Origin of the sequence: Vibrio sp. JPW-9-11-11, assembly GCF_013369335.1 — a bacterium.
Lineage (GTDB): Bacteria > Pseudomonadota > Gammaproteobacteria > Enterobacterales > Vibrionaceae > Vibrio.
The window spans coordinates 37,754-49,074 of sequence record NZ_SZQJ01000007.1 but is presented as its reverse complement, the minus strand read 5'-3'; the positions used below and the strand labels follow the sequence as shown (position 1 = coordinate 49,074).

The window sequence follows — 11,321 nt, the reverse complement described above, 5'->3', positions numbered from 1 at the left end:
TTTAGACCATCGCTCGTGTGGCGCGGAGATAAAAAATATCCCCGCCGAAGCGAGGATAGGGGGAGTCAATTAGGCGTTATTCATATGACGCGGGATGGTGTCATCACTACGAAGGGTTAACACTTCACAGCCTGTTTTCGTGACCAGTACCGTGTGTTCATACTGGGCCGATTTTTTACCATCGCCGGTGTAGACCGTCCAGTCGTCTTCAGCATCGACAGTTACGCCAAACTTACCTTCGTTAATCATCGGCTCGATGGTAAAACACATCCCTTCTTTAAGAACACGGCGATCATTGTTTTTGTAATGGACGATTTGCGGCTCTTCGTGGAACTCGTTACCAATGCCGTGACCACAGAAGTCTTTTACTATCGAGAACTTATTACGTGGGTTGTTCTTATTATTGGTTTTGATGTATTTCTCGATCGCGGTACCAATATCGCCAACGGTTGCACCAGGTTTCACTTGGCGCATACCGACGTATAGCGCTTCTTGAGTCACCATACACAAACGTTTGTCCGCCGGAGAAACATCACCGACCAAGAACATTTTCGAGGTATCACCGTGGTAGCCTTCTGGGCGAACGTTAAGATCTGCCCCAGCTTGGTTTGGAATGATCACGGTAATGTCGACATTGATGATGTCGCCGTTTTTTAAAACGGCTGGCTTCACTTGACCATTGCTGCCCACTTCATCTTGTGAGGCAGGGATGCCGTGACAAACAATATGGTTGATCGACGTACAGATTGATTTAGGAAAACCATGGTAATCGAGCGGCGCTGAGTAAGCGCCTTTTTCAATCCCATAATCGTGACAAATTTGGTTGAGCTCATCGGTTGTCACGCCCTCTTTGATATGAGGTTCGATCATTTCTAGGATTTCAGCGGCGAGCGCCCCCGCTAGTCGCATACGTTCGATTTCTTCAGCAGTTTTAATCTTGATTGACATCGGCTTTCTCTACTTAACTCTGTTGTGCCCTTGGGCACGATTGGGCGCATTCTAACAGGAACAACGCATAATGAGAATTATTCTTCATCTGCGTAGGGTTATACATGCGGATTCAAATTAAGAGTAAAACCACCTGCGGATGGTTTTTTTACTAGCCATACTAGGTCTAAATATGATATAAAGCGCGCCGGAAATGTGGTCTGTTCTCTCTGGTTAAATGTTATTTACCTGGCGAAGCTGGCTACGTCCAACTAACTTTTATCTTTAAATCACACACATTCCGACACATATTCCGGGGTGCTGGGCAGAAGCCTAGTCGGAGTTATGGGGAATGTGGAGGCCTAACCCCATAGAGGATTTTAAAATGGCAACTGTATCAATGCGCGATATGCTGAAAGCTGGTGTTCACTTCGGTCACCAAACTCGTTACTGGAACCCAAAAATGAAGCCATTCATCTTTGGTGCTCGTAACCGCGTTCACATCATCAACCTAGAAAAAACTGTACCAATGTTCAACGAAGCACTAGCTGAGCTAGCAAAAGTTGGCGAGAAAAAAGGTAAAGTTCTATTCGTAGGTACTAAGCGCGCTGCATCTGAAGCTGTTAAAGAAGCTGCTATCGCAAGCAACCAGTACTACGTAAACAACCGCTGGTTAGGCGGTATGCTTACAAACTACAAAACTGTTCGTCAGTCAATCAAGCGTCTAAAAGATCTTGAAGCTCAAGCTCAAGACGGTACTTTTGACAAGCTAACTAAGAAAGAAGCTCTAATGCGTACTCGTGAAATGGAGAAGCTAGAGAAATCTCTTGGTGGTATCAAAGATATGGGCGGCCTACCAGACGCTCTATTCGTAATCGACGCTGATCACGAACACATTGCGATTAAAGAAGCTAACAACCTAGGTATTCCAGTATACGCTGTGGTAGATACTAACTCTAACCCAGACGGCGTAGACTACATCATCCCAGGTAACGACGACGCTATCCGCGCTGTTCAACTGTACCTAAATGCTGCAGGTACTGCAGTTACTGAAGGTCGTAACAAAGACGTAGCGGCAGTTGCTGAAAAAGACGGTTTCGTAGAAGCTGAATAATAGCGGCTCCAAGTCACACTTAGTTAGTTGTGCCACAAGCTGTCACATAAACTGAGTTATAGTTAGCAATAGGGGCCGAAAATGTAGGCCCCTGTTTTTTACCAAATCCAGAATCAACTGAGGAATAGAGAATGGCTGTTACTGCTGCTCTAGTTAAAGAACTGCGCGAACGTACTGGCGCAGGCATGATGGAATGTAAGAAAGCGCTTGTTGAAGCAAACGCTGACATCGAACTAGCAATCGAAAACATGCGTAAATCAGGTGCTGCAAAAGCTGCTAAAAAAGCAGGTAACGTAGCGGCTGAAGGCGCAATCATCATCAAAGAAGAAAACGGCGTGGCTGTTCTTCTTGAAGTTAACTGCCAAACTGACTTCGTTGCTAAAGATGGTAACTTCACAGCATTTGCTGAAGAAGTCGCTGCTGATGCTCTAGCGTCTAAAGCGTCTGTTGAAGAACTACAAGCTAAATTCGAAGAAACTCGCGTTGCTCTAGTGGCTAAAATCGGCGAAAACATCAACATCCGTCGCGTACAATACGTTGAAGGTGTTGCACTAGCTTCTTACCGTCACGGTGAGAAAATTGGTGTAGTGGTTGCTGGTGAAGGCGACGCTGAAACGCTTAAGCACGTTGCAATGCACGTTGCTGCTTCTAAGCCAGAGTACGTTAACCCAGAAGACGTACCAGCTGACGTAGTTGCTAAAGAAAAAGAAGTTCAAGTTGAAATCGCTATGAACGAAGGTAAGCCTGCTGAGATCGCAGAGAAGATGGTTGTTGGCCGTATGAAGAAATTCACGGGCGAAATCTCTCTAACTGGTCAAGCGTTCATCATGGAGCCTAAGAAATCTGTAGGCGAAATGCTGAAAGAAAAAGGCGCTTCAGTTGCTACTTTCGTTCGCCTAGAAGTAGGTGAAGGTATCGAGAAAGCTGAAGAAATGAGCTTCGCTGAAGAAGTTGCAGCAGCTCAAAAAGGTTAATCCTTAGAGACTCGCATACTATTTAGACCGTAGCCAAGGCTGCGGTCTTTTTACGACTAACGTGTAATCGTTTAGCTGTGATGAATGCAGACTATTAAGTCTTTATCCATGACTGTTAATCAACAACTCTCTTTTGGAAGGTAAACTCCATGACTACGAACCCTAAACCAGCGTATCAACGTATTCTGTTAAAACTGAGTGGTGAAGCTCTTCAAGGCGAAGAAGGTTTTGGCATCGATCCAGCAATTCTTGATCGTATGGCGCAAGAAGTAAAAGAGTTAGTTGAACTCGGCGTACAAGTGGGTGTGGTTATCGGTGGTGGTAACTTGTTTCGTGGCGCAGGTCTTGCTGAAGCGGGTATGAACCGCGTAGTGGGCGACCACATGGGTATGCTGGCAACAGTAATGAATGGCTTGGCTATGCGTGATGCTCTGCACCGTGCTTACGTGAATGCGCGCGTAATGTCTGCCATTCCGCTAAAAGGTGTGTGTGACGATTACAACTGGGCAGACGCTATCCGCGAACTTCGCCAAGGCCGAGTGGTTATTTTCTCTGCAGGCACAGGTAACCCATTCTTTACTACCGATTCTGCTGCGTGTCTACGCGGTATTGAAATCGAAGCGGATGTGGTTCTAAAAGCGACCAAAGTAGATGGCGTATTTAGCGCAGACCCTGTAGCAAACCCAGACGCAGAACTGTATGATAAGCTATCATTCAACGCGGTTCTTGAAAAAGAGCTCAAAGTGATGGATTTGGCAGCATTTACCCTGGCTCGTGACCACAAAATGCCAATCCGTGTATTCAATATGAATAAACCAGGCGCACTTCGTCGCGTGGTCATGGGTGAAGCAGAAGGCACGCTAATCAGCGACGCAGAGTAATTCCAATCGCCGCAGCATAGTTGATTTGTGCTGCGGTATTGCCTTTTGAAGACTCCAGGTTAGGCTTTCTTCAAGAAAGATTTACACATTAAGGTGATATTGTGATTAACGAAATCAAAAAAGACGCTCAAGAGCGCATGGACAAAAGCGTTGAAGCGCTAAAAAACAACCTGTCTAAAGTACGTACTGGTCGTGCGCACCCAAGCCTACTTTCTGGTATCAATGTTGAGTACTACGGTGCACCAACGCCTCTAAACCAAGTTGCCAACGTGGTAGCAGAAGACGCTCGTACTCTAGCAATCACTGTTTTCGACAAAGAGCTAACGCAAAAAGTTGAAAAAGCGATCATGATGTCTGACCTAGGTCTAAACCCAATGTCTGCGGGTACCATCATTCGCGTTCCACTTCCACCACTGACAGAAGAGCGTCGTAAAGACCTAGTTAAAATCGTTCGTGGTGAAGCTGAAGGTGGTCGTGTGGCAATCCGTAACATCCGTCGTGACGCGAACGGAGAGTTAAAAGCGCTATTGAAAGATAAAGAAATTTCTGAAGACGAAGATCGTAAAGCGCAAGATGAAATCCAAAAGCTAACGGATGCAGCCGTTAAGAAAGTTGACGAAGCATTGGCAGCGAAAGAAAAAGAGTTGATGGAAGTCTGATTTATCCATAAACGTATCGCTTTAAAAGCGCTGTGCTCGCAGTACAGCGCTTTTTTATGCTACTCTCTGTCCCCTGCTGATTATCAATCAACGTCTTATGCAAAATTCACAACTCTCCCCCGAACTACTCCCACAACATATTGCAATCATTATGGATGGCAACGGCCGCTGGGCCAAAGCCCAAGGAAAACCTCGTGTTTTTGGCCATAAAAACGGTGTCGCCGCGGTGCGCAAAGCGATCTCGACGTCTGCCAAACTGGGTGTTAAGGCCATCACTCTGTTTGCGTTTAGTAGCGAAAACTGGCGCCGACCAGAAGAGGAAGTTGGGGTGTTGATGGAGCTGTTTATTTCAGTGCTATCGACCGAAGTCAAAAAACTGCATAAGAACAATTTGCGCTTGAGGGTCATCGGTGACACCTCTCGATTCAATGACCGTTTACAACATAAGATAGCTCAAGCGGAAGCGTTAACCGCCGCCAATAGTGGTATGGTGATCAACATCGCCGCTAACTATGGGGGAAAATGGGATATCATGCAGGCGACAAAAGCGATTTCAGTTAAAGTCGCCGCGGGTGAACTGCAACCTGATGAGATCGATGAAGAGCTCATCACTCAGCACCTAACAATGGCAGACTTACCTGACGTTGATTTAATGATTCGAACCAGTGGCGAATGTCGCATCAGCAACTTTATGCTGTGGCAAATGGCCTACGCCGAAATGTATTTTACGCCGATCTATTGGCCTGAGTTCGATGAAAACAGCTTAATCGAAGCAGTGACTTGGTTTGTTAATCGAGAGCGACGTTTTGGTTGCACCGGTGAACAAATCAAGGCATTGATGGAAAGCGAATAAAGGATCTAAAGTTTGAAACAACGAATTATAACCGCGCTTATCCTCGCCCCTTTAGTGATAGTAGGTATCTTCAAGCTATCGCTTCCGTTGTTTGTTCTGGCTGTTGCAGCAGTCACTGTCATTGGGTTCTGGGAATGGACTCAATTTGTTAGCGCCTCTTCACGTATTACTGCGCTCATTCCTACTTTAACCATCAGTGCGGCAAGTCTTTGGTTGGTCCCTTTTGATGCTTTCAGTTTGAACCAAGTTCAAAATGCACACTTTGTTATTTTAGCCATCGGCTGCCTCTGGTGGTTAGTTGCTAGTGGGTTGGCGATCACTTACCCTAAATCATCATCGCTTTGGCAACCGTCTAATTGGCTTCGTTATGGCTTTGGTATTCTCACTCTGCTGCCATTTTTCTGGAGCGTTATTATGTTAAGGGCTGAGGGGATTGATGGTGATGCGTATCACGGAGCAAGGTTGGTGCTGTATGTGTGCCTGATTGTATGGGCGGCCGACAGCGGTGCGTACTTTGCAGGTAAAAGCTTGGGCAAGCGTAAAATGGCACCTTCTGTCAGTCCAAACAAAACCATTGAAGGTTTGGTTGGCGGGATGATCACAGCGCTTATTATCGGATGGGCCACCGCACAATGGTTTGACATCCAGTTCACTAGCCTCTGGGCAATGATTGTCATTACTCTCGCAACCGTGGTTATCTCCGTGCTGGGTGACTTAGTGGAGAGCATGTTTAAACGTGTTGCAGGCATTAAAGACAGCAGTAATATCATTCCTGGTCATGGTGGCGTGTTAGACCGCATTGATAGCCTAACAGCCGCTTTTCCTGTTTTTGCCTTTTTATACTTCATATTTTAAGGCGAGCTTCGGCTTGCCCTTACCATACTTTGGTTTCTCGCTATGCGTAAGTTAACGATATTAGGTGCAACGGGCTCGATTGGAGCAAGCACCTTCAAGGTACTCGAACAAAATCCTGAGATGTTTTCAGTGGTTGCGTTGGCCGCCGGGCGAAACGTGGCGAAAATGCGCGACTTGTGTCATCAATGGCAGCCCAAGTATGCGGTTATGGCTGATGATGGTGCCGCAAAGCAACTTCGGCTTCAGCTCGCAGAGCTCAACATCTCTACTCAGGTGCTGTGTGGCGTCGATGCGATGTGTGACGTTGCCTCGATGGACGAAGTCGATACTGTGATGGCGGCGATTGTTGGCGCAGCGGGTCTACTGCCGACGATGGCCGCGGTCAAAGCGGGTAAGCGAGTACTTCTGGCCAATAAAGAAGCGTTAGTCATGTCTGGGCAATTGTTTATCGATGCAGTGGCGCAGTATGGTGCAGAATTACTGCCGGTAGATAGCGAGCATAACGCCATTTTCCAATGTTTACCGAATCAAGTTCAGACCAATCTAGGTCGCTGTGATCTGGCAAGCCACGGTATCTCGAACCTGCTTCTTACCGGTTCTGGTGGTCCTTTCCGTTACAGCGATATTGACACTCTCAGTAGTGTCACGCCAGAACAAGCTATCGCGCATCCCAACTGGTCAATGGGGCCGAAAATCTCTGTCGATTCAGCCACTATGATGAACAAAGGGTTGGAGTACATTGAAGCGAAGTGGCTGTTTAACACCACTCGCGAACAGCTGAAAGTACTGATTCATCCGCAGTCGGTAATCCATTCTATGGTTCAGTACAAAGATGGCTCTGTGCTTGCCCAAATGGGAGAGCCCGATATGGCGACGCCGATAGCGCTCACGCTCTCTTATCCTGAACGTGTCTCTGCTGGCGTTGCACCATTAGATTTTACCCAAGTGGGTGACCTAAGTTTCTTGCAGCCCGATTACCAACGTTATCCGTGTCTAAAGCTCGCCATTGATGCGTGTTACGAGGGACAGAATGCGACGACAGCGCTCAATGCGGCGAATGAAATAGCCGTGGAGGCGTTTTTGAATCGCAGGTTGCGCTTTACCGATATCGCACTGGTGAATCAACGAGTCACAGAAAAGCTTTGTGGTAGTTTCAATCCGTCTTCTTGTCACGACTTGGAAAGCATACTCGAGCTGGATAGAATGGCGAGAGATTTCGCGGTCGACATAGTAAGTGAGCGTCAGTTATGAGCGGTATTATTTGGAACTTTGTCTCATTCATCGTTGCGTTGGGCATATTGGTTGCTGTGCATGAGTTTGGTCACTTTTGGGTTGCACGTCGTTGCGGTGTTAAGGTCGAGAGATTTTCCATCGGCTTTGGTAAGTCGATCTGGAAGCGAGTCGCCAAAGATGGCACGGAATACAGTTTGTCGATTATCCCATTGGGTGGCTATGTCAAAATGCTCGACTCTCGGGTAGACGAAGTCCCTGTCCATGACCGTCAGTTCGCGTTCGATACCAAACCACTATGGAAGCGTACGGCGATTGTTGCAGCCGGCCCCATCTTTAACTTCTTATTCGCTATCTTTGCCTATTGGCTGGTCTTTCTTATCGGCGTCCCTGCGGTCAAGCCAGTTGTTGGACAAGTGGCTCCCTATTCGATCGCTGCTGAGGCGGGACTGGAGTCCGGTATGGAACTTAAAGCGGTCTCTGGCGTCAAAACTGCGGATTGGGAGTCAGTAAATATGGGGCTGATTTCTCATATCGGAGACCGTCAGCTCACTCTAACTGTCGCGCCTGCCGATGAAATTGATGTTGAAGAAACCAAACAACTGGATCTAACTAATTGGAACTTTGACCCCGAAAAAGAGTCTGCTATGTCGGCGCTCGGATTCATGCCTTATACGCCAGAGGTCATTGCGCGTATCACCAGTGTCTCGCAAGATGGTGCTGGTGATAAGGCTGGGCTTGAGGTAGGCGACTTATTGCTCGACATTGATGGTGTCGAAATAACTAATTGGCAGCAGGTGGTCGACAAGATTCAGCAAAGCCCCAATCGTGCCGTTGAGCTGACCGTAGAACGAGCGGGTATTAAGGTGCCTTTGACTTTGATACCCGACAGCCGAACGCTGTCGCAAGATCGTGTGATCGGTTTTGCGGGAATCGCTCCTGAAGTCGCAGAATGGCCAGAAAATTATCGCTTCGATTTGCAATATGGTGTAATTGAATCTGTCGGTAAAGCGTTTGAAAAAACGGGTCAGGTGATTAATCTCACCATCAGTATGTTGAGAAAACTGATTGTTGGCGATGTGGGGTTGAATAACCTCAGTGGGCCGATATCCATCGCAAAGGGAGCGGGAACAACGGCCGATTATGGCTTGGTGTACTTCTTAGGTTTTCTCGCTCTGATCAGCGTTAACTTAGGAATTATCAACCTAGTACCTTTACCTATGTTAGACGGTGGGCATCTCTTGTTTTTTGCCATTGAGGCTGTCATCAAGCGTCCTGTACCAGAGAAGTTTCAGGAAGTGGGCTACCGTTTGGGCGGAGCAATTATCTTCTCATTAATGATTGTGGCAATTTTCAATGACTTTGCTCGCTTGTAACAGGGCATAGGTTGAAGTAAGGAATAACTAAAACACATATGGCGATGAAAAATATTCTGTTTGCATCTTTGTTGGCGACCAGTGTCAGTGCAAACGGTGCCGAGAACTTCGTAGTTCAAGATATTCAAGTAGAAGGTCTACAGCGTGTTGCGCTAGGTGCAGCTTTGCTGAAAATGCCAGTTCGTATTGGTGATACTGTCGACGGCCAGGATGTGGCCGAGATTATTCGTGCGCTTTACGACACAGGTAACTTCGAAGACATTAAAGTATTGCGCGACGACGGTGTACTCATGGTACAAGTCAAAGAGCGCCCGACGATTGCCAGTATCTCTTTCTCAGGCAATAAGGCGATAAAAGAAGAACAACTGCAACAAAACCTTGATGCGTCAGGGATTCGAGTTGGCGATGCGTTAGACCGAACAACGCTGTCGACGATAGAAAAAGGACTGGAAGATTTTTATTACAGTGTGGGTAAGTACAATGCCACAGTGAAAGCGGTGGTGACCCCTTTACCTCGAAATCGTAGTGATCTGAAGTTTGTTTTCACTGAAGGCGTATCAGCCAAAATTAAGCAAATTAACTTTATTGGTAATGAACAATATACCGATGAAGAGCTTTTGAGTCGGTTTAATCTCAATGTGGATGTCGCGTGGTGGAATTTCCTTTCTGATGATAAATATCAGAAGCAGGTATTAGCCGGGGACATTGAAGCGCTTAAGTCTTACTACCTTGATCGCGGCTACCTCAAGTTCCGCATCGATTCAACTCAAGTGGCGATTTCTCCTGATAAGAAAGGCGTATACATTACGCTAGGCATAGACGAAGGTTTACCTTACACGGTCAAAGAGGTGAAGTTTCGCGGAGAGCTGCTGGGGAAAGAGCAAGAGTTTCGCTTGATCATCCCATTTGAGATGGGTGAAACCTATAATGGCTCGGCGGTAACTAGCTTAGAAGAGCGTATAAAGCGTTTGCTCGGTGAGGCGGGATACGCTTATCCTCAAGTTCGTACCATTCCTGAGTTTGATGATGAAAATCAGTCGGTCTCCTTGGTGGTTAATATTGAAGCGGGCAACCGTATTTATGTTCGCGATATCCGCTTTGTCGGCAATAACGCGACTAAAGATGAAGTGTTACGCCGAGAAATGCGTCAAATGGAAGGCAGCTGGCTGAACTCCAAATCGATTGATACGGGTAAAGACCGTCTTAACCGTCTCGGTTTCTTCGAGAGTGTCGATGTACAAACCGTTCGCGTGCCAGGCAGTGATGATCAAGTCGACTTAGTGTACAACGTTAAAGAGGCGAACTCGGGTAGCATCAACTTTGGTGTGGGGTATGGTACCGAATCAGGCGTGAGTTTCCAGGTCGGTTTACAGCAAGATAACTTTGTCGGTAGTGGTAATCGCGTTGGTGTCAGTGCGATGATGAATGACTACCAAAAGAACATTAGCTTGGATTACCGCGACCCATACTGGAACCTAGACGGTGTCAGCATGGGCGGGAAAATCTTCTACAACGAGTTTGAAGCTTCTGAAGCGGGCATTGTTGACTATACCAATGAAAGCTACGGAGCGAGTTTAACTTGGGGTTTCCCATATGATGAGTTGAACCGTTTTGAGTTTGGTTTGGGTTATACCCACAACAAGATCGGCAATGTCCCCACCTATGATCAAGCTCAGCGTTTTGCTGAGAGTATTGGTCAAGCTGATGGCGACATCTTAACCAATGACTTTGATGTCAACATTGCTTGGACGCGAAATAACCTTAACCGAGGCTATTTCCCGACGGCGGGTAACTACCAACGCGCGTTTGCCAAAGCGACGGTGCCAAGTTCGGATGCACAGTACTTCAAGGTACAATACGACGTAAGACAGTATGTCCCTCTAACCAAAAAACATGAGTTTACCTTGCTGATGCGTGGTCGTCTCGGTTACGGTAACGGTTATGGTAAAACGGATGACAACGATAACTTGTTCCCATTTTACGAAAACTACTACGCGGGCGGCTTTACATCGCTGCGTGGTTTTGGTTCAAACAGTGCTGGCCCGAAAGCGGTGTATACCACCAGTGGTAACCCAGATACTTGTAATAGCGCAAGCTGTGTCTCTGCTACCGATGATTCGGTAGGGGGCAATGCGGTGGCTTTGGCGAGTTTAGAGCTGATCGTTCCAACGCCGTTTGCCTCCGATGAGGTGAGAAGCCAGATTCGAACCAGTCTTTTTGTCGATGCTGCGAGTGTGTGGGATACCGAATTTGTGTTCGACTCTAGGTATGAAAGCGACCCGTATTATTACGACTATTCAGACCCAATGAACTATCGTGCATCATACGGTGCCGCACTGCAGTGGATGTCCCCAATGGGTCCACTTGTCTTCTCAGTAGCGAAACCGATTGAAATTTACGAAGGTGATGATGAAGAGTTCTTCACATTCACCATCGGAAGAACCTTTTAAAT

10 protein-coding genes are annotated in these 11,321 nt (G+C 46.9%); 9 read left to right on the top strand and 1 reads right to left on the bottom strand.

Annotated features, from left to right (window positions below; translation table 11 throughout):
• Positions 1-69 precede the first annotated feature (69 nt).
• Positions 70-948, bottom strand: a complete 879-nt coding sequence (gene map / locus FCU94_RS10460; protein ID WP_176288492.1) for a type I methionyl aminopeptidase — start codon at positions 946-948, stop codon at positions 70-72.
• Positions 949-1,312: 364 nt separating this feature from the next.
• Between map and rpsB the strand changes: the two genes are divergently transcribed.
• From rpsB to bamA, 9 genes are all read left to right on the top strand, one after another.
• The gene (gene rpsB, locus FCU94_RS10455) at positions 1,313-2,041 is read left to right on the top strand and encodes a 30S ribosomal protein S2 (protein WP_176288491.1); all 729 of its coding nucleotides are present in this window, start codon (positions 1,313-1,315) and stop codon (positions 2,039-2,041) included.
• Positions 2,042-2,172: 131 nt separating this feature from the next.
• On the top strand, positions 2,173-3,015 hold the full coding sequence (tsf, locus tag FCU94_RS10450) for a translation elongation factor Ts (RefSeq protein ID WP_176288490.1): 843 nt from the start codon (positions 2,173-2,175) through the stop codon (positions 3,013-3,015).
• A 149-nt stretch (positions 3,016-3,164) separates the two neighbouring features.
• A complete protein-coding gene (pyrH, locus tag FCU94_RS10445; RefSeq protein WP_176288489.1) occupies positions 3,165-3,896 on the top strand; it encodes a UMP kinase in 732 nt (243 codons plus the stop codon).
• A gap of 101 nt (positions 3,897-3,997) precedes the next feature.
• Entirely contained in the window at positions 3,998-4,555 is a 558-nt protein-coding gene (frr, locus tag FCU94_RS10440; protein WP_176288488.1) for a ribosome recycling factor, read from the top strand.
• 97 nt (positions 4,556-4,652) lie between these two features.
• The gene (locus FCU94_RS10435; protein ID WP_176288487.1) at positions 4,653-5,408 is read left to right on the top strand and encodes an isoprenyl transferase; all 756 of its coding nucleotides are present in this window, start codon (positions 4,653-4,655) and stop codon (positions 5,406-5,408) included.
• Positions 5,409-5,420: 12 nt separating this feature from the next.
• Positions 5,421-6,263 carry a phosphatidate cytidylyltransferase gene (locus FCU94_RS10430; RefSeq protein WP_176288486.1) on the top strand — a complete coding sequence of 281 codons (843 nt, stop codon included), beginning with the start codon at positions 5,421-5,423 and terminating at the stop codon, positions 6,261-6,263.
• A gap of 42 nt (positions 6,264-6,305) precedes the next feature.
• A complete protein-coding gene (ispC, locus tag FCU94_RS10425; RefSeq protein ID WP_176288485.1) occupies positions 6,306-7,514 on the top strand; it encodes a 1-deoxy-D-xylulose-5-phosphate reductoisomerase in 1,209 nt (402 codons plus the stop codon).
• Complete coding sequence (gene rseP / locus FCU94_RS10420; protein WP_176288484.1) at positions 7,511-8,869, top strand: sigma E protease regulator RseP; 1,359 nt, start codon at positions 7,511-7,513, stop codon at positions 8,867-8,869. The genes ispC and rseP overlap by 4 nt, the downstream gene beginning before the upstream one ends.
• A gap of 38 nt (positions 8,870-8,907) precedes the next feature.
• The gene (gene bamA / locus FCU94_RS10415) at positions 8,908-11,319 is read left to right on the top strand and encodes an outer membrane protein assembly factor BamA (protein WP_176288483.1); all 2,412 of its coding nucleotides are present in this window, start codon (positions 8,908-8,910) and stop codon (positions 11,317-11,319) included.
• Positions 11,320-11,321 lie beyond the last annotated feature (2 nt).